The sequence below is a fragment of the Parablautia sp. Marseille-Q6255 genome (assembly GCF_951230155.1).
GTDB lineage: Bacteria > Bacillota > Clostridia > Lachnospirales > Lachnospiraceae > Choladousia.
On sequence record NZ_CATNVD010000009.1, the window covers coordinates 144,406 to 167,419 of the forward strand.

General features: G+C 47.6%; 21 protein-coding genes and 2 tRNA genes. 18 read left to right on the top strand and 5 right to left on the bottom strand.

Features of this window, described 5'->3' with window-relative positions:
- Nucleotides 1-15 precede the first annotated feature (15 nt).
- Nucleotides 16-2,181 (top strand): complex I subunit 5 family protein, encoded by a 2,166-nt coding sequence (locus QOX44_RS08465; RefSeq protein WP_283682627.1) that lies wholly within the window; start codon nt 16-18, stop codon nt 2,179-2,181.
- 85 nt (nt 2,182-2,266) lie between these two features.
- Here the strand turns inward: QOX44_RS08465 and QOX44_RS08470 are convergent, their stop codons facing one another.
- Nucleotides 2,267-3,172, bottom strand: coding sequence for a LysR family transcriptional regulator (locus tag QOX44_RS08470; protein WP_283682628.1), 906 nt, complete (start codon nt 3,170-3,172; stop codon nt 2,267-2,269).
- A gap of 189 nt (nt 3,173-3,361) precedes the next feature.
- On the opposite strand from QOX44_RS08470, the gene QOX44_RS08475 reads away from it, so the two are divergent.
- The 6 genes from QOX44_RS08475 to holA all read left to right on the top strand — a co-directional run bounded on the left by QOX44_RS08475 (nt 3,362) and on the right by holA (nt 8,204).
- Entirely contained in the window at nt 3,362-4,630 is a 1,269-nt protein-coding gene (locus tag QOX44_RS08475; protein WP_283682630.1) for a prolyl oligopeptidase family serine peptidase, read from the top strand.
- A gap of 251 nt (nt 4,631-4,881) precedes the next feature.
- The gene (locus tag QOX44_RS08480; RefSeq protein ID WP_283682631.1) at nt 4,882-5,217 is read left to right on the top strand and encodes a PadR family transcriptional regulator; all 336 of its coding nucleotides are present in this window, start codon (nt 4,882-4,884) and stop codon (nt 5,215-5,217) included.
- Nucleotides 5,214-6,026 (top strand): HAAS signaling domain-containing protein, encoded by an 813-nt coding sequence (locus QOX44_RS08485; RefSeq protein ID WP_283682632.1) that lies wholly within the window; start codon nt 5,214-5,216, stop codon nt 6,024-6,026. The genes QOX44_RS08480 and QOX44_RS08485 overlap by 4 nt, the downstream gene beginning before the upstream one ends.
- The gene (locus QOX44_RS08490) at nt 6,023-6,853 is read left to right on the top strand and encodes a DUF4097 family beta strand repeat-containing protein (protein WP_283682633.1); all 831 of its coding nucleotides are present in this window, start codon (nt 6,023-6,025) and stop codon (nt 6,851-6,853) included. The genes QOX44_RS08485 and QOX44_RS08490 overlap by 4 nt, the downstream gene beginning before the upstream one ends.
- Nucleotides 6,854-7,035: 182 nt before the next feature.
- Nucleotides 7,036-7,230, top strand: coding sequence for a small, acid-soluble spore protein, alpha/beta type (locus tag QOX44_RS08495; RefSeq protein ID WP_283682635.1), 195 nt, complete (start codon nt 7,036-7,038; stop codon nt 7,228-7,230).
- The gene (gene holA, locus QOX44_RS08500) at nt 7,227-8,204 is read left to right on the top strand and encodes a DNA polymerase III subunit delta (protein WP_283682636.1); all 978 of its coding nucleotides are present in this window, start codon (nt 7,227-7,229) and stop codon (nt 8,202-8,204) included. The genes QOX44_RS08495 and holA overlap by 4 nt, the downstream gene beginning before the upstream one ends.
- Before the next feature lie 54 nt (nt 8,205-8,258).
- Here the strand turns inward: holA and trhA are convergent, their stop codons facing one another.
- A complete protein-coding gene (trhA, locus tag QOX44_RS08505; protein WP_283682637.1) occupies nt 8,259-8,909 on the bottom strand; it encodes a PAQR family membrane homeostasis protein TrhA in 651 nt (216 codons plus the stop codon).
- Between the two features lie 343 nt (nt 8,910-9,252).
- Between trhA and QOX44_RS08510 the strand changes: the two genes are divergently transcribed.
- From QOX44_RS08510 to QOX44_RS08550, 9 genes are all read left to right on the top strand, one after another.
- Nucleotides 9,253-10,203: a hypothetical protein gene (locus QOX44_RS08510; RefSeq protein ID WP_283682638.1), complete on the top strand. Its 951-nt coding sequence runs from the start codon at nt 9,253-9,255 to the stop codon at nt 10,201-10,203.
- 181 nt (nt 10,204-10,384) lie between these two features.
- On the top strand, nt 10,385-11,569 hold the full coding sequence (locus QOX44_RS08515) for a BMP family ABC transporter substrate-binding protein (protein WP_283682639.1): 1,185 nt from the start codon (nt 10,385-10,387) through the stop codon (nt 11,567-11,569).
- Nucleotides 11,570-11,711: 142 nt separating this feature from the next.
- Nucleotides 11,712-13,250, top strand: coding sequence for an ABC transporter ATP-binding protein (locus tag QOX44_RS08520; RefSeq protein ID WP_283682641.1), 1,539 nt, complete (start codon nt 11,712-11,714; stop codon nt 13,248-13,250).
- A 16-nt stretch (nt 13,251-13,266) separates the two neighbouring features.
- Entirely contained in the window at nt 13,267-14,319 is a 1,053-nt protein-coding gene (locus QOX44_RS08525; RefSeq protein WP_283682658.1) for an ABC transporter permease, read from the top strand.
- 12 nt (nt 14,320-14,331) lie between these two features.
- Entirely contained in the window at nt 14,332-15,312 is a 981-nt protein-coding gene (locus QOX44_RS08530; RefSeq protein ID WP_283682642.1) for an ABC transporter permease, read from the top strand.
- A 2-nt stretch (nt 15,313-15,314) separates the two neighbouring features.
- Nucleotides 15,315-15,731 carry a hypothetical protein gene (locus QOX44_RS08535; protein WP_283682643.1) on the top strand — a complete coding sequence of 139 codons (417 nt, stop codon included), beginning with the start codon at nt 15,315-15,317 and terminating at the stop codon, nt 15,729-15,731.
- Nucleotides 15,732-15,851: 120 nt separating this feature from the next.
- Nucleotides 15,852-15,924, top strand: a tRNA-Thr gene (locus QOX44_RS08540).
- 181 nt (nt 15,925-16,105) lie between these two features.
- On the top strand, nt 16,106-16,330 hold the full coding sequence (locus tag QOX44_RS18215) for a helix-turn-helix domain-containing protein (RefSeq protein ID WP_283682645.1): 225 nt from the start codon (nt 16,106-16,108) through the stop codon (nt 16,328-16,330).
- Nucleotides 16,331-16,466: 136 nt separating this feature from the next.
- Nucleotides 16,467-17,009 carry a Uma2 family endonuclease gene (locus QOX44_RS08550; protein ID WP_283682646.1) on the top strand — a complete coding sequence of 181 codons (543 nt, stop codon included), beginning with the start codon at nt 16,467-16,469 and terminating at the stop codon, nt 17,007-17,009.
- Nucleotides 17,010-17,219: 210 nt separating this feature from the next.
- On the opposite strand, the gene pepF is transcribed toward QOX44_RS08550, so the two are convergent.
- Nucleotides 17,220-18,995, bottom strand: coding sequence for an oligoendopeptidase F (gene pepF, locus QOX44_RS08555; protein ID WP_283682647.1), 1,776 nt, complete (start codon nt 18,993-18,995; stop codon nt 17,220-17,222).
- Nucleotides 18,996-19,219: 224 nt separating this feature from the next.
- Between pepF and QOX44_RS08560 the strand changes: the two genes are divergently transcribed.
- Nucleotides 19,220-19,915 (top strand): trimeric intracellular cation channel family protein, encoded by a 696-nt coding sequence (locus QOX44_RS08560; RefSeq protein ID WP_283682648.1) that lies wholly within the window; start codon nt 19,220-19,222, stop codon nt 19,913-19,915.
- Between the two features lie 96 nt (nt 19,916-20,011).
- Here the strand turns inward: QOX44_RS08560 and spoVT are convergent, their stop codons facing one another.
- Nucleotides 20,012-20,560, bottom strand: a complete 549-nt coding sequence (spoVT, locus tag QOX44_RS08565) for a stage V sporulation protein T (protein WP_283682649.1) — start codon at nt 20,558-20,560, stop codon at nt 20,012-20,014.
- A gap of 165 nt (nt 20,561-20,725) precedes the next feature.
- Nucleotides 20,726-20,797 (bottom strand) — tRNA-Gln (locus QOX44_RS08570).
- A gap of 215 nt (nt 20,798-21,012) precedes the next feature.
- Here QOX44_RS08570 and QOX44_RS08575 point away from each other — a divergent pair.
- On the top strand, nt 21,013-22,740 hold the full coding sequence (locus QOX44_RS08575; RefSeq protein WP_283681748.1) for an IS1634 family transposase: 1,728 nt from the start codon (nt 21,013-21,015) through the stop codon (nt 22,738-22,740).
- Nucleotides 22,741-23,014 lie beyond the last annotated feature (274 nt).

Consider the following 23,014-nt stretch of genomic DNA (forward strand, 5'->3'; position numbering starts at 1 on the left):
AGGGGAGGAGAGAAGATGAAAGAAATGGTTCTTGCAATACTTGTGTTTTATCCGTTTCTCGGCGGGCTCCTCGTCTGGGCGGTCGGACAAAAAAACGAGAAGGCGCGCAATATACTGGCGAATGTCATCGTGATCAGTGAGTTTGCGCTTACCGCCCTTCTGTTTGTAAAATACGGCGCAGCGGCAGGAGAAGCAGCGGGAAAGGGACTTTCGGATGGAGGCTCCCTCCTTGCAGGCAGTGTGCCTGGTATCTGCGGCTTTGGACTTCATTTTACCATGGACGGGTTCCGTCTGATCTATGTGGTGATCGCGTCCTTTATGTGGATGATGGCGACAGTGCTGTCTGGTGAATATATGGCGCATCACAGGAACAGCAGCAGATTTTATGGATTTTTGCTGCTGACACTCTCGGCAACCATGGGCGTGTTCCTGTCTGCTGACCTGTATACGACCTTTATTTTCTTTGAGATCATGTCCTTTACCTCTTATGTATGGGTCGCGCAGGAGGAGAGCCATGCGGCGCTTCGCGCGGCGGCAACATATCTGACTGTGGCAGTATTTGGCGGACTCGTCATGCTGATGGGGATTTTTATTCTGTATCATGAGCTGGGGACGGTCACGATCAGCGGGCTGTGGCAGGCGGCGTCCGGATACCCGGACAAAACGGTGCTCTATGCGGCAGGCGGCTGTCTGCTCGTAGGGTTTGGAGCAAAGGCGGGAGCGTTCCCGCTGCATATCTGGCTGCCGAAGGCGCATCCGGTAGCTCCGGCTCCGGCGTCAGCGCTGCTTTCCGGCATCCTGACAAAGACCGGTATTTTCGGCATCCTTGTGACATGCAGCGATCTGTTTTTGCATGATGTGGCATGGGGGCGTGTGATTCTTGCGCTGGGAGTAGTGACGATGCTTGGCGGCGCTTTGCTTGCAGTATTTTCTGTTGACCTGAAACGAACACTTGCCTGCTCTTCCATGTCACAGATTGGTTTTATCATGGTCGGCGCAGGTATGCAGGGGCTGCTCGGCGCAGAAAATGCACTGGCTGTCCACGGCACGTTCCTGCACATGGTGAATCACTCCCTGATCAAGCTCGTGCTTTTTATGGCGGCAGGTGTGATCTTTATGAATGTACATGCGCTCGATCTGAACAAGATCCGGGGCTTCGGACGGAAAAAGCCGCTCCTGAAGGTCATCTTTTTGATCGGAGCGCTTGCGATCGGCGGGATTCCTCTGCTTGGCGGATATATCAGCAAAACACTGCTGCATGAGAGTATTGTGGAGTTTGGCGGAGGCTGGGCAATGCGGACCGTCGAATATATCTTCCTGTTTTCCGGCGGGCTTACCATCGCATATATGACAAAGCTGTTTGTCGCGATCTTTGTAGAGCAAAATGAAGATGTGAAAAGGCAGGAGCAGTATGATGCGATGAAGCATTATATGAATCCACAGAGCACACTTGCACTGGGGGGCAGCGCACTGGTACTGCTCGTCTGGGGAGCAGCGCCGTATGGCATTATGGACCGCGCGGCACAGATGGCGCAGGGCTTTATGCACCTTGAGGAGGCAGGACATGCAGTACATTATTTCAGCATGACGAATCTTTCCGGGGCGGTCATTTCTATTGTCATCGGAGCGGTTGTGTATCTGCTGTTTATCCGCAGGGTGCTGATGCGTCCGGCAGAGGTTATCTGTACCGATGCAGCTGCAGCGCAGACCGGGACACGCGGTACCGGAAAACAGGCTGCGGGCGATGTGCAGACGGTGTACCGATATGCAGACCGCTGGCCGTCCTGGCTCGATCTTGAGAACACAATTTATCGACCGGTATTTTTTAAGTATATTCCGGCAGTGCTCGAGGTGGTATGCAGGATTGCAGATACATGTGTGGATCTGCTTGTCGTGGGACTGCGCAAAACGATCTACCGCGACAGCCCGATCCCTCACGAGCGCCCGGAAGGAAATCTGGTGACTGAGATGGCGGGCCGCCTGATGAATCTGTGGCAGGAGCTGGCAAACCGGACCTGGCGCAGAAAGGATCCGCTGCACCGTGATTATGTGCACATCCTGGCGCTGAAAAACGATGCGATCAAGGAAAATCACATGATCATCGGCCGGAGCCTGTCATTTGGACTGCTGCTCGTGTGTATCGGAATCTGTCTGACGCTGATTTATATTATACTTTGGTGAGAAAGAGGATGCTGTAAAATACTGATCCGCAAAAGGGCGGGCAGATTTTGCAGCATCCTCTTTTAATACGCGCATCCGGCAGCATTTATTGTGATGCCTGATATTTAGCAACAGCCATGCGCACAAATTCTTCCGCATGATTGCACTCCTCGGTTTTTCTCCACATGACTGCGTAGTTCAGATCACTTGGATTACGGTTGATAGAGGGATCTAAAAAGGGAATCTGAATAAATTGTTTGTTAGGGATAAAAGAGTACTGTACCGAAAGCACGACTCCGATTCCGGCAGAAAGATATACTTCCTGTTCTTCTACATTGGAGCAGTAGAAAAATTGACTGTTCGGGCATTTTTCCTTAATTAAATTCATAATATAAGACAGCTCTGCCTGAACGGAGGAGCGATCCAGAATGAGAATATCGTGACCATTCAAATCAGAAAATGACAGCATTGTTCTGTCAGCTAACGGGTGACAGACCGGGACGCAGACACACAAATATCCTCTGTATAATTCCTGTATCCTACTGTTTTTGCAAGGGGTAAAGGCATTTTTCATTCCAAATACCACATCAAGATATTCGGAGGCAAACAAGGCGTTGAGTTGATTCAGATTGCCCTGATGCAGTTCTGGCTGCACGCTGGGATACAGTTTGTGAAATTCCTTTAAAACTTCAGGAATTTTCAGAATGCTGGCTCTGTGGTAAAAGCCGATGCGCAGGCAGCTGGTGTAGCAGGAGTGCGGCTGTTGAATACAGGACAGCGTATTTTTAATCGAATTTAATAAAGGCAAAAGGCTGACACTTAGCTGTTGTCCTTTGGGAGTAAGCTTTACATATTTCGGATTGCGGTCAAATAAAGAAAGACCTAATTCTTTTTCCAGCAATTGTATTTCACGGCTGACGGTTGACTGAGTCATGTACATTTCGCTTGCTGTTTTAGCAAAATTGAGATTTCGGGATAGTCTCAAAAAAATTTCCAACTGCCTGCTTGTCATATCTGTCCTCCTGTATTCCCTGAGTATGGAAAATATGTATAGAGTATACCATACTCTTCGTCAAAATATGATGATAAATATAGGATTGTCAATACCGGATTTGCATTATGAAAATCCAATCGTATATGGTAGAATGAAGTTACTGAACGAGGCCTCAGAACAGAAATCTGAAGATTGGAGCGAAATAAAATGAAAAAAATGTATTTATCCGCCCTTGGTATGGCGGCAGCTCTCTCGTTGTGCGCTTCTGCTGCTTTCGCAGAGGAAGGAGGCGGCACGTATTCTCTGATCCAGAATGTGTATGGCTGGGGATCAAGCTACAGTAAAGCGATTATTCCGGTCGATTTCAGCACAGAAGCGGACTACATGGATACGGACAGCTACATAGTTTCGGTAGAACGCTACGATACACGGGAAACGCTTCTGGGAGCTGGAGAGCGTGCTGTTACAGCGGCATACCGTTCTGATGCGGAAGGGAAATGTGATGTCGCAGGAGACTATGTTACTTTAGACATGGCTGTAACTGCAGATCTGGCTCTGGCATCGCCGTATTATACAGATCCGGATTCTTTTAGTTCAGCATTGAAATCATGGGCAGACTGTCAGTACACTATCACAAATACTCAGACGGGTGAGAGCTGGGATGAGCTGAATACGGTATATCATCCGGATGAGGCATTGTTCCAGGATGCTGTATTTACTGAAGGAGAGACGGATGTGCCATACGCATTTTATGAACCAGAAGATGATGGGGAAGCTCATCCGTTAGTTGTATGGCTGCATGGTGCAGGCAGTGGCGGAACGGATATTGGTTTTGTCACAGGCGGGATGAAGGTGACAAATTTCGTGACAGATGAGGTTCAGGATATTTTTGGCGGTGCATATATTTTGATGCCGCAGTGTGAAACGGTGTGGATGGATAATGGAAATGGAGAAATGACAACAGATGGAAACAGCATGTATACGACTACTCTGAAAGCGCTGATCGATTCTTTTACAGCAGAACGCGCTGTTATTGATCCGAACCGTATTTATCTTGGAGGATGCTCCAATGGCGGATATATGACAGTGAAGCTGGCAATTGAATATCCAGATACGTTTGCAGCTATTTTCCCGGTATGTGAAGCTTATAAGAGTGAATGGATCACTGATGAAGAGGTTGCGGCAATCGCCTCTGTTCCCACATGGTTTGTACATTGTACGGCTGATCCGTTAGTTGACATTAATGAAACAGCAATCCCGCTATATGAGAGACTGCAGGCGGCAGGCGCTGACAATGTCCACTTTACTAAGTACGAAGAAATTTTTGATCCGGAGTATGGCAATCCTTATGGTGGCCATTTTGCATGGATTTATTCTCTGGAAAATATGTGCACGACAGATTATGATGGCAAACCGGTAACAGTAGATGGAAGTGAAGTAAATCTTTATCAGTGGGTAGCGGCACAAAGCAGATAAGAAAAACAGATACAGGGCGTTGTACTGACCAGGAGGGTCAGGGCAGTTTACGACAGGTATGTCGGCAGAGGCATCCGTTTGTGGGAAGAAGTACAGCCACAAATGGGTGCTTCTTATTGTTTCGATATGCCTATGATGTTATAGTATCTTCTGCAGAGGCATAAAAGATATTGACAAATTAGTCATAGAATAATATTATATAGAATATAATATAAAAGAATAAATAATATTATAAATGCAGGAGAGAAGTCATGGTATTTAATACAGGAGCAGCGCTGCTTGATGCAGTTGTTCTGTCAGTTGTATCGCGGGAACCGGAAGGGACGTACGGCTACAAGATCACGCAGGAGGTGCGCAGCGTGCTGGAGGTCTCAGAATCAACGCTGTATCCGGTGCTGCGCAGACTGCAAAAGGATGATTGCCTGACCGTATACGACCAGGAATATGGGGGGAGAAATCGCAGATATTATAAGGTGACACAAAAGGGCAGAGCACAGCTTTTGCTGTACCAGGAAGAGTGGAAGCGTTATTGTACAAAAATATCTGCGATACTTGAGGGTAAAAGTGTGTCGGAGGGAGACAGATGAGTAAAGACTATTTTTTAAAAGAGCTGGAGTTTCTGCTTCTGGATATACCGGAGGAAGAAAGGGAGGAAGCGCTTGCCTACTATCGCGGCTGTTTTGAGGAGGCGGGAGCAGAGCACGAACAGGAAGTGCTGGAGAGTATAGGAAGTCTGGAAAAGGCTGCGGCGGAACTGAAAAGCAGTCTGAATGGAAGTATGGAAGGCGGAGAATACACAGACAGAGGCTATTATGACCGGCGTTTTGATGAGAAAAACCGGGTTCCGGATCTTTATACAGGACTTGTCAGGCGGTGTGTACGGGGACAGGGACAAAGGAAACAGAAAAACAGGTCGGAAGAAAGGAAGGCAGAGCACACACAGAAGGAGAGTGAGAACAGGCACAACGGACTGCTTTTCCTCCTTCTATTTATCTTTTTCGGACTTCCGGCAGCAGGGACGCTCCTTTCTGCGGGATTTTCTGTCATTGCAGGTGTGGCAGGGGCGATATTTGGAGTGTTTGCAGGACTGCTCGGACTGGTGGCGGGAGGCGCGGCTGCAGCGGTGGCGCTGGTCATTCTCGGAATCAGTCTGATCGTTACCGGTGTAGCGAATCTGTCTCTGACGCCAGTAGCTCTGATGAGCATCTGCTTCGGATTTTTTGCTCTGGCAGGGGCAATGCTTGCGGTGATATTGCTGAAGTGGGGGTGTACGACAGCAGTCCCCGGACTGCTTGGATTTGGAACAAGCTTCATACGGGGATGCTGTGGATGGATCCTGGGGCTGGTTCGCAGTATGACTCGCAGGCTGCCTGGCAGAGGAGGTGAGGGGAGATGAAAAAGTCAACCAGAGTACTGCTTGTGCTGGCTTTCGTGTTTACGATTTTTGGTGCGGCATTTGGCATTGTGAGCGTTTGTATTGGCTTTGAGATGTCAGACTTTCAGGAGGTATATAAAAGCGGGAGGATCCGTCTGGTCGCTCCCGGGCACTGGAAAGCGGAAATAGAGGAGATCGCAAATGTGACCGGATCCGAAGGGAAAGATTTTGACAGCAGGTATGCTCAGATTGAATCGCTGAAGCTGGATATGGGAAAAGCAGACTGTGTGATCCTTCCGTCTGAATCGGATGAATGGCGTGTGACCGGGTATGATCTGCCGCCTTATTTTTCCTGCCAGCAGAGAGGGGATACACTCAAAATTGGTTTTCGGCAGGGGTTTTGGTCTTTTTTACAGATGATCGTTCCCCATACCCGGACTGCAAGGCTGGAAATACGGATTCCCCGGGATCAGCTGACAGAACGGATACAGCTTGATCTGGGGACGGGGGATCTGACCATGCGAGAGGGAATGATCCGGTGCGAGCGTATGGAGATCGACTGTGGCGTCGGTGATATTCAGCTGCGGGCAGATATTACGGAGCGGCTGGAAATAGATGGAGGAGTAGGGAGCGCACAGGTCATGCTTTACGGTGAGGAAAGCGATTTTGATTATGATATCGACAATGGAGTAGGGACGGTGTGTATTGGCACGCAGGAATATTATGAGCTTGGCAGTGATGCCAGAGTAGATAATAATGCCGGGAAAGAAGTAAGGATTGACAGTGGAGTCGGTGACGTTACGCTGCAATTTACAGAAGAAGAGCAGGAGGAAGAAAAGACGGGGTGAGACGTGACTTTTGCATGTTGGCGTGGCATTCTGCGTTCTTGCTGCGGTATGGATGCCGCAGCGGCTCTATGATCAGGGAAATCTGCTTGACAGATGTTCTTTTCATATGAATAATTGTAAGAAAAGAGGTCATACTCCGAATGTGAGGCGGGCAGGAGCCCGCCGTGTGAAAGGAGTATGATATGTCAGAAAAGAAAAACCTGCAATGGGAACAGCTAAGTCCGGATGATCAGATGAAGTATGAGATCGCAGAAGAGCTGGGGCTTCTTGAAAAGGTGCGGGAATCGGGATGGAAATCGCTCTCGGCGAAGGAGACGGGGCGTATTGGCGGACTGATGACAAAAAAGAAACGGGAACGAAAGGATTCGCAGAAATGAAAAATCTGAATGAAGACATCAAAACCGGGAGCTTTAAACCGGTCTATCTTTTGTTCGGTGAGGAAGACTATCTGAAAAACCAGTATAAAAACAGACTCCGGCAGGCGATCCTGCCGGATGGAGATACGATGAATTTTTCTGTATTTGAGGGGAAAGGGCTGGATGTGCGTCAGGTGATCGATCAGGCAGAGACACTGCCTTTTTTTGCTGATCACCGGGTGATTCTTGTGGAGCAGAGCGGATGCTTCAAAAACGCCAGTCCGGAGCTTGCGCAGTATATACCGCAGATCCCGGAAGAGACTGTCCTGATTTTTGTGGAAAAAGAGGTAGATAAGAGAGGAAAGCTTTTTAAGGCAGTTCAGAAGAAGGGGAGAGCTGTGGAGCTTGGACGTCAGGATGAGCGGACGTTGCAGACCTGGGTGCTCGGGATGCTGAAAAAGGAAAAACGGAGTATTTCGCGGGATGCGCTTGCTGTGTTTCTCGAAAAGGCAGGAAACGATATGGAAAATATCGGAAACGAGATGGAAAAGCTGCTGACGTATACATATGGACAGGAGACGATAGACCGGGAGGATGTCGAAGCGATCTGCACGGTGACGACAGAGAGCCGTGTGTTTGACATGATCCGTGCCGTGGCAGAAAAAAAACAAAAGCAGGCACTCGATCTTTACTATGACCTGCTTTCTCTGAAGGAGCCGCCGATGCGGATTTTGTTCCTGATCGCCCGCCAGTTTAACCAGATGCTGCAGATAAAGGACCTGAGGGAGAGAGGATATCAGGCGCAGGAGATTGCTTCTAAGGCAGGCATTGCGCCGTTTATCGTAAAGAAGAGCCTTTCTCAGGCAGCGCATTTTGAGATGAAAGAGCTGGTCCGGGCAGTAAAGGACTGCGTGGAGGCGGAGGAGGCAGTCAAGACCGGCCGCCTGACAGACAGTCTGGCAGTGGAGCTGGTGATCGTGAAATACAGTCAGTAAAACAGAGACGGTACATCAAAAAGCTGCCGGGAGAAGCAGTTTGCAGCAGCCGGTTTATATTACATACTGATACATGCAGATAAAGTGGCAGATGCTTCCTCCCATCACGAACAGATGAAAGATCTCATGCGAGCCAAAATTTTTATGGATCGCATTAAATACCGGAAGCTTTAATGCATAGATGACGCCTCCGACAGTATACAGGATACCGCCTGCGAGCAGCCAGAAAAAGGCAGGCCCGGCCAGCGTATGGATCAGCTCACCAAAGACGGACAGACAGGCCCATCCGAGCGCAATATATAAAATAGAAGAAAACCATTTCGGACAGGTGATCCAGAGGGCTTTTACGAGGATGCCGATAGCGGCGATGGCCCACACGGCGATCAGCAGCGCATGCCCGGACTGCGGTTCCAGAACGAGCAGGCAGACAGGCGTATAGGATCCGGCGATCAGCACAAAGATCATCATATGGTCGATTTTGCGAAACACTTTGAGTCTGCGCCCGCTTACGTTGACAGAGTGGTATAAGGTACTTGCGCCATACAGCAGGATCATGCTTGTCATAAAGACAGACATGGCAAAAATCCCTGTGCTCCCGTAGTCGACTGCTGCTTTTGCCAGCAGTGGAGCAGAAGCGATGAGTGCGAGCATCATACCGATAAAATGTGTGATCGCACTGCCGGGTTCACGAATTGTAATTGTCATAAATCTTGCACCTCCCAAGCTCGAAATACATATAAAACGATATGTAGTTTTTAAAACTACATTAAGTATATGCAGATACTATCACTTATATTCCTGAAAGTCAATAGCCATTGGGAAGTATATGAAAAAGACAGGATTTTGCAGGTTCGCGTATAACTGAGCTGCTAGAAAAGATAAAAAAAGATAAGAAAAAAGGCCGTTTGTACAGATGGATTTTATTTACGGATCAGGGAAAAAATGGTATAATAAACAGACCTGAAAAGCCCGGAAAATATCAGGCAGATCGGGGAAGGTGTAAGGAATGATCACCCTACCAAAATTGACCAGGAAAAGGAGAAAGGCTATGAAAAAAAGTTTGAAACGGTTTCTTTTAAGCTTTCTGATGGTAGCATTTGCATTTGTAGCAGTGCCGGGGGTAAAGGCATCAGCGAGCGTAAGCCAGACAGGGGCGACACAGAACTCAATCACGATCCAGTGGACACCGGGAAGCAAAGCACTTCGTTACCGTGTGTACGTAGGTGAGAGCTATTCCACAGCAAAGCTGTACGCGACGCTTCCGGCATCTGCCACGAGCGCAACGATCAGCGGGCTTCCGGCCGGCAGTGAAAAGTATGTAAAGGTAGAGTACGATTACCAGGGGTACAGCAAGGTATATACCAGCACAGCAGGCACCAAGTATGATGCCAAGACGCTTCCGGGCAAAGTGACAGGGCTTCGGCAGAAATCATGGTGGTATTTCACTAAGAGCTTTGACGCGATATGGGACAGACAGGCCGGCGCTGATGGATATGAGTGGATCGTTTACAAGAGCAATGGCAAGAAGTTCAGACAGGGAAAGACCACGTATAACAGCATGCAGCCTCAGTTCCAGGCGCAGAAGATATCCAACAATATGGTATATTCTGCAAAGGTGCGCGCTTATACAACGATCAATGGCAAGCAGTATGTGGGAGCATGGTCAGATCCGGCATACTTCTTTACACAGCCGCGTATGACGAAGGCATCTGTTTCCGGAAATAAGCTTACGGTCAAGTGGAAGAAGGTATCCGGCGCGACAGGATATACAGTATACGTCTCCACGAAGCCGAAGAAGGGCTACAAGAAAGTAAAGACAGTAGGAAAGAACACTTCTTCTGTTACGATCAGCAAGCTGAAGGGCAAGAAATTCTCTCCGAAGAAGAAATACTACGTATATGTGGCAACGAACAAGAAGGTAGGAAAGAGAAGATACGACAGCGGCAAGCTGTATTACTGGGATACGAAGTCCCCGACTTCCAGATTCAATTATTTTTAGAAAAGAGCAGGGGTTGACAAAAGAGGAGAGATTTTGAGAAATTTCGGTCAAAATCTCCCGAAAACACCCCGGAAGGAATTGACACATTCCAGAAAATATTATACATTGGTAGGGTAGCTTTATGCGGAGTCCGTGAGGGCTCCGCGTAAATCATCTGAAGACAAATAGGAGGAAGAAGGAAATGAAAATCAGGAAGTTACTGGCTTTGTCAATGACAGCAGCGATGGCGGTTTCTATGGCGGCAGTCGGCGTAAGTGCAAAGGAAGGCACACCCGTTGCAGTTGAGGATCTGAAGGTGGGTGCGATCTATATCGGCGATGAGAACGAAGGTTACACAGCGGCTCATATGGCAGGTATTGACGAGATGCAGGAAGCGCTCGGACTGGACGATTCCCAGATCATCGAGAAGACGCTGATCGGCGAGGATGAGGCGTGTGCGGACGCAGCGTACGACCTTGCAGACCAGGGCTGCCAGATTATTTTTGCAAACAGCTTTGGACACGAGACATACGTACTGGAAGCTGCGGCTGAGTATCCGGATGTAGAGTTCTGCCATGCTACTGGTTATCAGGCAAGCACGAGCGGCCTTGCAAATATGCACAATTATTTCACCTCTATCTATGAGTCACGTTATGTATCCGGTGTGGTAGCAGGCATGAAGCTCAATGAGATGGTGGAAGAGGGTACGCTTACGAAGGATCAGCTGAAGGTTGGTTATGTCGGCGCATTCCCGTATGCAGAGGTGATTTCCGGTTACACATCCTTTTTCCTTGGTGTAAGAAGCGTATGCCCGGAAGCAACGATGGAAGTAAAGTATACAAACAGCTGGGCAAGCTTTGACCTCGAAAAAGAGTGTGCAGAGGCTCTGATCGCGGATGGCTGTGTCCTGATCAGCCAGCACGCAGATACAACAGGCGCTCCGACTGCATGTGAGGCAGCAGGCGTACCGTGCGTGGGCTACAATATCTCCATGATCGAGACAGCTCCGACACAGGCACTTACATCCGCATCCATCAACTGGGGTCCGTACTATACTTATGCAGTGCAGTCTGTGATTGACGGAACAGCGATCGAGACAGACTGGTGCCGTGGCTTTGCAGAGGGCGCAGACAGGATCACAGAGCTGAACGAGGGTGTCGTAGCAGAGGGCACAGCAGAGAAGGTTGCAGAGGTAGAGGCTGCGATCATCGATGGTTCTCTGAAGGTATTTGACACTTCTACATGGACTGTGGATGGCGAGACGCTTGATACATATGTAAAGAATGACATTGAGTATATCTCTGACGGATATTTCCATGAGTCAGAGTTTGCTTCCGCTCCGGCATTTGATATCGCTATTGACGGAATTACCTCTATCGTAGAGTAAGGACAACAGAAATACAAAGACAGACGAGGGTGTTGGGACCGGAGGCTTTCATCACAGCTGTGTGAAAATCCGATACAGCACCCTTGTATCATGTTGCGGTCTGCCGTCTGGGATTATTTTACAGGGAAGAGAGGAAAAGGCTATGGAACAGACGTATGCAATAGAATTGCAGAACATTACGAAGCGGTTTGGCAGTGTCGTTGCGAACGATAAGATAAATCTGTCCGTGCGAAAGGGAGAGATCCTCTGCGTGCTTGGAGAGAACGGGAGCGGAAAGACCACGCTGATGAATATGATCTCCGGTATCTATTATCCGGAGGAGGGAAGGATCACAGTTGACGGACGGGAGGTAAAGATCCGTTCGCCAAAGGATTCTTTTGATCTTGGTATCGGCATGGTGCATCAGCATTTCAAACTGGTCGATATTCTGACAGCAGCGGAAAATATCGTACTCGGTCTTCCGGGAAAACAGGTGATCGATATGAAGAAGGTCGTTGCGGACATCAATGCGCTTGCTGCAAAATACGGATTTGATATTGATCCGACACAGAAGATTTATAAAATGTCAGTCTCACAGAAACAGACAGTGGAGATCGTCAAAATGCTCTACAGAGGAGCGCGTATCCTGATACTGGATGAGCCGACGGCAGTGCTGACGCCGCAGGAGTCGGAGCGTCTGTTTGAGGTGCTGCGCAATATGAAAGAGGATGGCTGCTCCATCCTGCTGATCACACATAAGCTGCAGGAGGTGCTGGCAGTTTCTGACCGTGTATCAATTTTGCGCAAGGGACATTACATTGATACAGTAGAGACGAAGGATGCGACGGTAGCGTCTCTGACCGAGATGATGGTCGGTGCAAAGGTGGATCTGAATATTGAGCGTCCCGAGCCGCAGAACCGTAAAAAACGTCTGGATCTTCGCGGCGTGACGTGCACAACGAAGGACGGGATCAGGAAGCTGGAAGCTGCGACGCTCTCGATCTATGGAGGAGAGATCCTCGGTATCGCAGGAATCGCCGGAAGCGGACAGAAAGAGCTGCTTGAGGCGATTGCGGGCCTGGAGCCGGTATCGGAAGGTTCGATCACGTTTTATCCGGATGACAAGGATCCCAAAAATATCACGAATCTGGATGTGGCGAAGATCCGCAAGCTGGGTGTACGCCTTGCCTTCGTGCCGGAGGACCGGCTCGGTATGGGACTCGTCAGCTCGATGAATATGACGGATAATATGATGCTGAGGAGCTATCGGAGAGGAAAATCAGAATTTCTGGATCGAAAGACGCCGGGTAAGCTCGCAGCGAAGATCAAAAATCAGCTGGAGATCGTGACCCCGAGTATCTCAGCGCCGGTCGGAAGGATGTCAGGCGGCAACGTTCAGAAGGTACTTGTCGGGCGCGAGATCGCACAGAAGCCAAAGGTGCTGATGGTTGCCTATCCGACGCGCGGGATTGACATTAATTCCTCTTATACGATCTACCATCTGCTCAATGAACAGAAAAAGAAGGGGATCGCGGTAATCTGTGTGATCGAGGATCTTGATGTACTGATGGAGCTGTGCGACAGGATCGTAGTGCTGTGCGGCGGAAAGATCACAGGCGTTGTGGATGGACGCACGGCAAAGAAGGAGGAACTGGGCGTGCTGATGACGCAGCAGGCAGAAGGAGGTACGGACGGTGAATAAGGAACCATTTTTCCGAATGTCAAAAAGAGAATCCATCGGGATCGGAAAGAGGATACTGATCTATACAGCAGCGATCCTGCTGTCGCTTGTCGCATGTGCAGGTGTGATCTATCTGCTGGTCCGCATGAACCCGATCGACGTATATAAGGCGATCTTTGACGGAGCGCTTGGCAGCAAACGGCGTATCTGGATCACTGTGCGCGATATGCTGACGCTTCTTTGTATCGCAGTCGGTCTGGCGCCGGCATTTAAAATGCGCTTCTGGAATATCGGAGCAGAAGGACAGATCCTGATCGGGGGACTGGCATCAGCGGCTTTGATGATCAATCTTGCAGATAAGGTGCCAAATGTCGTTTTGATCCTCCTGATGATCGCGGCAAGTGCCATCGGAGGACTGGTATGGGGACTGATCCCGACGTTCTTTAAAGCAAAATGGAAGACGAATGAGACGCTCTTTACGCTGATGCTGAACTACGTAGCCATGCAGGTGGTGACATTTTGTATTGTGTTCTGGGAAAATCCGAAGGGATCCAATACGGTCGGCATCATCAATCAGCAGACACGTGCGGGCTGGCTGCCGGAGATGTTCGGAAATGATTATTTCTGGAATATCGTGATCGTAGGATCACTTGTTATCTTTATGTTTATTTATCTGAAATTTTCCAAGCACGGCTATGAGGTGGCTGTTGTCGGTGAGAGTGAGCGGACAGCACGCTATGCCGGGATCAATGTAAAGAAGGTCATGCTTTCTACCATGGCGCTGTCCGGCGCGATCTGCGGCGTAGCAGGGTTTATCCTTGTCAGTGGTTCCGGGCATACGATCTCCACTTCTACAGCAGGAGGACGCGGCTTTACGGCGATCATTGTTGCCTGGCTGGCAAAGTTCAATACACTGGCAATGGTGCTGATCGCTTTCGGGATCGTATTTATGGAAAAGGGAGCGATCCAGATCGCTTCTCAGTACAGCCTGAATGAGAACGCATCAGACGTTTTGCTTGGCATCATCCTGTTTTTCATTTTGGGAGCGGAGTTTTTTGTCAATTATAAAGTAGAGAGAAATCGGAAATAGGAGGAAAATGCAATGAGCGTACTTATTATTTTTATACAAAAAGCAATTGTTCAGGGCATGGGAATCCTGTTTGGAGCTCTCGGCGAAATCCTGACAGAAAAATCCGGAAACCTGAACCTTGGTATTCCTGGTATCATGTATATGGGCGGTATTGCCGGTCTGATGGGCGCCTTTTTTTATGAGAAGAGCGCACAGACGCCAAATCCTGTAGTCGGCATGCTCATATCGCTTTTGTGTGCTTTTGCCTGTGCACTGATCGGCGGACTGATCTACAGCGTCCTGACGATCACCCTTCGTGCGAACCAGAACGTGACGGGACTCGCGCTGACGATTTTCGGTACAGGTTTTGGAAACTTTTTCGGCGGTTCTATCTCCAAGCTGGCAGGCGGTGTCGGACAGATCTCTGTCAGTACGACAGCGGGAGCCTATACGGCGAAGATCCCGGTGCTCTCAGATATCCCGGTCCTTGGTCCTGTCCTGTTTTCTTATGGATTTTTGACGTACGTGGGCATTATCGCAGCAGTGATCCTTTCCTTCTTCCTCTTTAAGACACGCTGCGGTCTGAATCTGCGCGCAGTAGGAGAAAATCCGGGGACAGCGGACGCGGCAGGCATCAATGTCACAAAGTATAAATATTTGTCCACCTGTATCGGAGCAGGGATCGCAGGACTGGGCGGTCTGTACTTTGTCATGGAATATTCCGGCGGAACATGGACTGACAATGGGTTTGGAGACAGAGGCTGGCTGGCAGTCGCACTCGTTATCTTTGCGATGTGGAAGCCGCTCAATGCGATCTGGGGCGCGATCCTCTTTGGAGCGCTGTATATTCTCTATCTGTATATTCCGGGGCTTGGGAGAAGCATGCAGGAGGTATTTAAAGCGCTTCCGTATCTCGTAACGATCATCGTGCTTGTAATCACGAGCTTTAGAAAGAAAAAAGAAAATCAGCCTCCGGCAGGATTGGGATTGCCGTACTTCAGAGAGGAGCGGTAGATATGAAGTTATTGCTTAAGCTTCTGTCCTTATTTAAGATTCTTGGAAGTGTCTCAGGTCTGGGGCTTGTGGGGATGATCCTTCTTAGCCTGGCTCAGGGCGGTTTTTCAGGCGCCGATGCGGCGCCTCTGACCGGGCTGGATATTTACACGATCATTGCGACTTTCCTTCTCGGACTTTGTAATCTGGCAGGCGGGATCTTTGGATTAAAGGGTGCGGCGCCAAACAGACAAAGCCTTATGCGGGCTGTCCTTCTGGGATGGGCAGGGCTGATCTTGGCTATGGCAGACGCAGCGATCGTCGTATTCCTGTTTGAAAGTCCGGTCGATATGGTCACTGTGGCGACGTCGCTGGTCAGCAGCGGACTGTTCGTGTTCGCGGCAAGCCGGATAGGGGCGCAGACACAGCTGGAAAAATAAGCATTCTTCTGCGGCGCGGAAAAAACGTGCCGCAGGTAATATGCCGCAGATAATATGTACTTTTTGTTTGACATTCCAGAGGACTTATGCTAGAATTATAAACCGTAGTAAATCTGTTTTGCTGATGTGGCACAGTCGGTAGCGCACCTCATTGGTAGTGAGGAGGTCACGGGTTCGATTCCCGTCATCAGCTTCATATTTTATGTATAGAAATGTCCTGATTACGCAGTTTTCAGGGCATTTTTATTTTGCATTTTTTGTAGCATTTTGGTGTTACTCGGTGTTACTTGCCCATTTAATGCCCCTTCTATTGCGATAGCAGTCTCCGATCTGCTGCTTATATCTCGCCCTGTAATGCTTTTCTTCTCACGATCATGTCTGCGCAAAGTAAACTGGAGCGCGATCTTATCAGCCAGAGGACGAAAGAAGGTTTGGCAGGCACAAAAGCCCGTAGCAGATCAGGAGGCAGACATTCCAAGCAAAAGGAATATACAAAAAACGTAAGACTGCTTTATCAAGGCGGAATGAAGGTCGCTGACATCGTACGCAGTACAGGCTTATCACGCAGTACGGTAAACCGGGTTATCCGGGTAATTTAAGGATTGGAGCGTTGCGGAATCATTCACAGATATGGTAAAATAAGAAAAAAGACAATTTTTTGACCGTGTTACAAGTAACAACACAGTTGCTCTTTAAAAGCTGACAATTTTATCATAAATGCAGGGAGGTATTTGCATGGCATTACCACAGGAAAAAAACTGTACGATAGAGGATATTCTGGCCTTACCGGAAAACGTCAGAGCCGAACTGATTGACGGTCAGATTTACTATCAGGCAGCACCGTCTGACTCGCATCAGGCTATTCTGGGCGACTTATATTTAAAAATCGGGAACTATATTAACTCAAAAGGTGGAAAATGCAAAGTCCGCTTTGCTCCATACGCCGTATTTTTGAGTGAAAACAATAAAAACTATTTAGAACCTGATCTTATGGTTGTCTGTGACGGATCTAAGCTCGCAGAGGAAGGCTGCAAAGGCGCGCCTGATCTGATAATTGAGATTGTATCACCGTCCACACGTAACATGGATTACGGCAAAAAACTGTTTTTGTATTGTACAGCAGGCGTACGCGAATACTGGATTGTGGATAAGAGTAAAAATATGATTATGGTTTACGAGTTTGAAAAAGACCTTTACGAAAACTATACCTTTTCCGATACCGTCAAGGTCGGAATTTTCGATGATCTTGAAATTAACTTTTCAGAATTAAATATTTGATAACCATTTATTAAAATGGGTAAAAGTCCCTGATCTGCCTTAGTAGTGGGAAGGATACAGCCAATGACAAGGGTGTCCATCGTAAGGTGGAATCTGAAGGAAGTCGGGCAAATTAACTTTTCAAAAATAAATACAGGAATAAAAATAAATCCATCGGGCGCTCTGGGAACGTCTGCCAATGGATTTATTTTTTTGGTGCTTAAAAAATTTTTATTCTGCTTCCAGTTTATCGAGGTATTCAGAAAATACCTGAAGGGCTGCTTCTACCGGTTCCGGTGCGGACATATCTACACCGCAGATCTTCAGCAGGTCGATCGGATCCTTGGAACATCCTCCGCTTAAGAACTGTTTGTATTTTTCTACGATGCCTGGTTCGCCGGCCAGGATCTTGCTGCTGATCGCGATGGCGGCGGCAAAGCCGGTTGCGTACTGATATACGTAAAACGGTGTGTAAAAATGCGGAATGCGCGCCCACTCATAGGCGATCTCCGGATCTGAGATCATGTCTTCGCCAAAGTATTTTTTATTCAGATCCAGATAGATGCTGCAAAGCTGCTCGGCAGTGAGCATACCGCCCTTTTCTACGATGCCGTGTGTAAGCATTTCAAATTCTGCAAACATCGTCTGGCGGAACATGGTTGACTTAAACTGATCCAGAAAATAATTGATCAGGTATTTTTTCTCTGTTTCATCCTGCGTCCGGTTCATCAGGTCATGGATCAAAAGCGCTTCGTTGCAGGTGGAAGCGACCTCTGCCACGAAGATGCGGTATCCGGCGTTCAGATAATTCTGCGCATGGTCAGAGTACCAGGAATGCAGCGCATGTCCCATTTCATGAGCCAGTGTAAATACGTTTTTCAGTGTACTGTTGTAGTTCAGCAGTACGTAAGGATGTGTACCGTATGCGCCCCAGGAATAAGCGCCGGTGCGCTTGCCTTCGTTTTCGTACACATCGATCCAGCGATTGTCAAAGCCTTCCTGGAGAAGGGCAAGATAATCCTCTCCAAGTGGAGCAAGCCCGCGCTTAACGGTCTGCTTGGCTTCCTCAAAAGAGTACGCTTTGTCCGGGCGGTCTACCATGGGCGCGTATACGTCATACATATGCAGCTCCGGCACGCGAAGGAACTTTTTACGCAGCCGGACATAACGGTGCATCTCGGGAAGCGCGCGGTGGATCGTGTGGATCAGATTGTGGTAAACGCTGACCGGGATCGCACTGGCATCGAGAGCTGCTTCCATTGCATTCTCATAATGGCGTTCTTTTGCAAAAAAGTCTGCCTGCTTTGCATTTGCATAGTAGATAGAAGCCAGCGTATTCTGAAACTGCCGATAGGAGGAGTGCAGCGCGTCAAACGCATGTTTGCGCAGCGTCCGATCCTTGCTTTCCATATAGGAAATATACATTCCGTGTGTCAGAGGATGTGTTTTTCCTTCGCTGTCCTCTATATCCGGGAAACGCAGATCTGCGTTATTAAACATAGAATAAATATTGGAGGGAGCCTGTCCGAGCTCTCCGATACGTGACATCAGTGCTTCTGCCCGGGCATCGAGCACGTGTACCCGTTTGCGTGCGATCCGGGAGAGAAAACGGCGGTACGCCAGAAGCTTCGGAGCGTCGATGTAGGTGTTCAGGAGCTCTTCCGGCAAGGATAAAAGCTCCGGTTCCAGCCATGAAGTGGACTGGCCGAGGCGTGTTTCTAGGATCTGCATTTCTCCGCTCATTTTCTGGTATTTTGCGTTGGCAGTATCTTCATGGTATTTCTGATTTGCGTATACATGCAGCTTTTCATACAGAAAACTCATGTCTTCGTACAGCTTCATGGCAGCGGCAGCCTGCGTGACGCCCTGTGCAAGCGTGCCCTCCAGGCTGGAGAATTCCTCCATCATTTGTTCAAGCTTGTCCGCATCCTGTGCAAACAGCTCCTCTGTTTCGTACAAATCCTGCATATTCCAGGTATCTTCTGTTTTTTGGTCCTGTCTTTTCATTTTTTATCAGGTTTCCCCGCTCCTTTCTGCTATTTTGGCATATGGCATCACAATGCTCTGACGCCTGTATAACCAAAATTATTTTAGCAGATTTTGGGATCTGTGGCAAGGCGGGCAGCGCTTTGCGCTGATGCAGAAGGAAAGAAAAAAATCTTGTTCGTCGACTGTAAATGGTGTAAGATACATAAATATAGTTTAAAAGAATTGGGAATCGGGGAGCGGGAATGGAATATTCAGATGTTATCATTTATTTAATGGAAATCGTAGGAACAGTGGCGTTTGCTATATCAGGAGCGATGACAGCGATCCAGAAGAGGATGGATCTTTTTGGAGTAAATGTGCTCGGTGTGACAACTGCAGTCGGGGGCGGGCTGATCAGAGATCTGATCCTTGGCGCGAATCCTCCGGCGATGTTTCGAAATTATACGTACGCTCTTACTGCAGTGATCGCATCTACCTTGCTGTTTGTGATTGTTTTTCTTCGTGAGCGGGCGCGGCTGCGCGGGCAGGGGCATATCGTATGGCGGACGCTGACGCGCACCATAGAGAGGGGACATGGGGTACATGAGGCGTATGACCGTCTGCTTCTGATAGGAGATACGATCGGTCTTGGGATCTTTACTGTAGTCGGAAGCCATAATGCAGTCAATGCCGGATTTGCAGATAACCGGTTTCTGATGGTATTTGTCGGTGTGCTTACGGGAGTTGGCGGCGGTATGCTGCGTGATGTTATGGCGGGAAATATGCCGTATATTTTGGTAAAGCATGTTTATGCCGTCGCTTCGCTTGCCGGAGCAATGATTTATGTACTGCTGCTTCCGTATATGCCGGATCTGCACTGCATGATCCTGGGCGGAGGCGCAGTGATGCTGATCCGTTTTCTGGCGGCGCGGTATCGCTGGAACCTTCCGAAGATCTGAAATGGTGAAAAAATACGGCGAAGGTATCCGCTGTGATGGAAAACGGAATGGGCGTAGCGTGCAAAAGAGACTGTGCACGCTGCGCCTGCACCAGAATCACTGCTCCATCTGCCGTCCCATAAAGCCCGCAGCGCATTTTGCCAGTACCTGTTCGGTTTCCCCCATTTTATGTGAGGTATCTTTGCCGCGCAGAATGACAGAGCCAATGACGTCTCCTTCGCACAGGATGGGCGTGATGACCTGGGGAAACGCTTCCTGAGCGTCCTCACTGGTGATCCGGACATGAGTCCCTGACTGCGCATCAGATATGATGTTCTCCCGTTCGTTCATGACTGCTTCGAGCTGTCCTGTGACTGGAGTGCCTACCGCATCCTTGCGGGTACCGCCTGCAGCGGCGATCACCTGATCCCGGTCTGTGATATACACACTGTGCCCGGAGGCGGCAGCCAGAGCTTCGGCATATTCTTTGGCAAAGCTTCCAAGCTCCCCGATCGGGGAGTATTTTTTTAATATGATCTCACCTTCGCGGTCCGTAAAGATCTCAAGCGGGTCACTTTCCCGGATGCGCAGGGTTCTTCGTATTTCCTTAGGGATGACGACGCGGCCAAGGTCATCAATCCTTCTCACAATTCCAGTAGCTTTCATAATAAAAATTCCTCCATCAGTTCCGGTTTGGTACTTTCCATTTCTGGAAATAGTATCTGTAGACAGAGGGATTTTTATACAATGATTGATGTATGTTGCAGTTTTGCAATATAAGAAAGTCTTTCTGATATCAAAAAAAGGAGTATCCTTCTGGATACTCCCAAGCAGGGCTACAAGGATTCGAACCTTGAAATGACGGAGTCAGAGTCCGTTGCCTTACCGTTTGGCGATAGCCCTTCGTTCAACGCAAGAAGAATGATACCATATCTTTTTCAGGAATGCAAGTACTTTTTTTGATTTTTTGAAAAAAATTTTTCGGGAGTTTGACAGTTGAATATCGGAAAAAGTACTCACAGGTCGCATAAAACCTGCTTTTTTTATGTCAATTTTTTTGATTTTATATCTGTTATTTTATGTTATTGTATGATATAATAAGGGAGGAGGGATGACAGATGAATCTTCATATAACAAAATCAAAAAATGCAGAGTCCTTTTATATCTGCAAATCTTATACAAAAGCAAATGGCAGCACTACTTCAGCTATTGTCCGCAAGCTGGGAACCTTAGAACAACTTTTGCCTGAACATGGACCTACAAGAGATGATGTCATTGCATGGGCGAAAAATGAAGTGAAAATAGAAACTGAAAAATATAAAAAGGAAAAAGAAGCACAGACAGTATTGATACCATTCCATGCGGATAGACACTTAGATTATGGCAAGCAGGCCTTCTTCCGTGGTGGCTATCTGTTTCTCCAATCCATTTATTATCAACTACAAATGAATAAAATCTGTCGGAAATTGAAACATAAATATAAATTCAAGTATGATATCAATGCGATCCTTTCGGATCTGATTTATGCAAGAATCTTAGAACCTTGCAGCAAACGTTCTTCTTACAAAGTTGCATCTGAATTCTTAGAAAAACCATCCTACGAGCTTCATGATGTTTACCGGGCATTGGATGTACTTGGTACGGAATGTGATCTTATTCAGTCTGAGGTTTATAAAAACTCCCACTTCCTTGGAAAAAGAAATGATAAGATCCTTTATTATGACTGCTCGAATTATTACTTTGAAATTGAACAAGAAGATGAAAATAAAAAGTACGGCAAAAGTAAAGAACACAGGCCAAACCCAATCATCCAAATGGGATTGTTTATGGATGGAGATGGGATCCCCCTGGCTTTTTCTCTTTTTCCGGGAAATGCAAACGAGCAGACCTCTCTCAAACCGTTAGAAAAGAAAGTCCTTGGAGATTTTGGTTGTCAGAAATTTATTTATTGTAGCGATGCCGGGCTCGGCTCTGAATCAATCCGAGAGTACAATCACATGGGAGAACGGGCTTATATCGTAACCCAGTCCATCAAAAAGCTGAAGAAAGAAGAAAAGGAATGGGCATTAAATTTACAGGGATTTAAAAAAGTATCAGACGGAACCCCTGTTGATATCACAAAACTACCCGAAGATGACAAAGGACTTTATTATAAAGACGAGCCCTACACCACAAAGAAGCTGCATCAGCGCCTGATCATTACCTATTCTCCTAAATATGCCCTTTACCAAAAATCTATTCGAGACAAACAGATCGAGCGGGCACAAAAGATGCTGGATTCAGGAAGCACAAAAAAGAACCGCAAAAATCCAAATGATCCAGCACGTTACATCGGAACGATCGCTGTAACAGAAGAAGGAGAAGCTGCTGATGTAAAGCATTATCTGGATGAAGCCAAGATTTCCGAAGAATCCCAGTATGATGGCTTTTACGCAGTATGCACAGATCTTTTGGATGACGAAGTCAATGATATTTTAAAGGTAAGTGAAGGAAGATGGCAGATAGAAGAATGTTTCCGGATTATGAAAACAGATTTTTCTGCAAGACCTGTCTATTTACAGGATGAAAACCGGATCAAAGCACATTTTCTAATCTGTTTTCTTGCATTGACCATATACCGTTTCCTTGAGAAAAAACTGAATGCTAAATATACATGTGAAGAATTATTAGATGCTCTAAAAGAAATGAATTTCGCCGGAATACAGGAACAGGGATTTATTCCTTTATACAAACGGGAAAGAATTACGGATGCTCTTCATGATGTCTGCGGTTTCCGAACAGATTATCAGTTCATAACAAAAAGTAAGATGAGAAATATCCAGAAAAAAAGTAAAGGGAAAGAATAAAATACTAAAGTCCGTAACAACGGAAAAAATCGCTATACCCCAGTAAACATGAGGGATACAGCGATTTTTTCTTTTTCTAACTGTCAAAGATGGGATCTTTTTCAGGAATGCAAGTACTTTTTTTGATTTTTTGAAAAAAATTTTTCACGAGAAATGTAAAAGTAACTTCCGGTTCTTCTTCGCACTTCCGGAAGCTTGTTTTTCATTAAGGCTTTATGAAAGACTTATTTCCGGTTATCCTCTTCCTGTGATGTTCATGGGAGAAAGGATGTAC

Coding starts and splice junctions, on each gene's coding strand:
- QOX44_RS08465 (WP_283682627.1), top strand. CDS start 16: ATGAAAGAAATGGTTCTTGCAATACTTGTGTTTTATCCGTTTCTCGGC.
- QOX44_RS08470 (WP_283682628.1), bottom strand. CDS start 3,172: ATGACAAGCAGGCAGTTGGAAATTTTTTTGAGACTATCCCGAAATCTC.
- QOX44_RS08475 (WP_283682630.1), top strand. CDS start 3,362: ATGAAAAAAATGTATTTATCCGCCCTTGGTATGGCGGCAGCTCTCTCG.
- QOX44_RS08480 (WP_283682631.1), top strand. CDS start 4,882: ATGGTATTTAATACAGGAGCAGCGCTGCTTGATGCAGTTGTTCTGTCA.
- QOX44_RS08485 (WP_283682632.1), top strand. CDS start 5,214: ATGAGTAAAGACTATTTTTTAAAAGAGCTGGAGTTTCTGCTTCTGGAT.
- QOX44_RS08490 (WP_283682633.1), top strand. CDS start 6,023: ATGAAAAAGTCAACCAGAGTACTGCTTGTGCTGGCTTTCGTGTTTACG.
- QOX44_RS08495 (WP_283682635.1), top strand. CDS start 7,036: ATGTCAGAAAAGAAAAACCTGCAATGGGAACAGCTAAGTCCGGATGAT.
- holA (WP_283682636.1), top strand. CDS start 7,227: ATGAAAAATCTGAATGAAGACATCAAAACCGGGAGCTTTAAACCGGTC.
- trhA (WP_283682637.1), bottom strand. CDS start 8,909: ATGACAATTACAATTCGTGAACCCGGCAGTGCGATCACACATTTTATC.
- QOX44_RS08510 (WP_283682638.1), top strand. CDS start 9,253: ATGAAAAAAAGTTTGAAACGGTTTCTTTTAAGCTTTCTGATGGTAGCA.
- QOX44_RS08515 (WP_283682639.1), top strand. CDS start 10,385: ATGAAAATCAGGAAGTTACTGGCTTTGTCAATGACAGCAGCGATGGCG.
- QOX44_RS08520 (WP_283682641.1), top strand. CDS start 11,712: ATGGAACAGACGTATGCAATAGAATTGCAGAACATTACGAAGCGGTTT.
- QOX44_RS08525 (WP_283682658.1), top strand. CDS start 13,267: ATGTCAAAAAGAGAATCCATCGGGATCGGAAAGAGGATACTGATCTAT.
- QOX44_RS08530 (WP_283682642.1), top strand. CDS start 14,332: ATGAGCGTACTTATTATTTTTATACAAAAAGCAATTGTTCAGGGCATG.
- QOX44_RS08535 (WP_283682643.1), top strand. CDS start 15,315: ATGAAGTTATTGCTTAAGCTTCTGTCCTTATTTAAGATTCTTGGAAGT.
- QOX44_RS18215 (WP_283682645.1), top strand. CDS start 16,106: ATGTCTGCGCAAAGTAAACTGGAGCGCGATCTTATCAGCCAGAGGACG.
- QOX44_RS08550 (WP_283682646.1), top strand. CDS start 16,467: ATGGCATTACCACAGGAAAAAAACTGTACGATAGAGGATATTCTGGCC.
- pepF (WP_283682647.1), bottom strand. CDS start 18,995: ATGAAAAGACAGGACCAAAAAACAGAAGATACCTGGAATATGCAGGAT.
- QOX44_RS08560 (WP_283682648.1), top strand. CDS start 19,220: ATGGAATATTCAGATGTTATCATTTATTTAATGGAAATCGTAGGAACA.
- spoVT (WP_283682649.1), bottom strand. CDS start 20,560: ATGAAAGCTACTGGAATTGTGAGAAGGATTGATGACCTTGGCCGCGTC.
- QOX44_RS08575 (WP_283681748.1), top strand. CDS start 21,013: ATGAATCTTCATATAACAAAATCAAAAAATGCAGAGTCCTTTTATATC.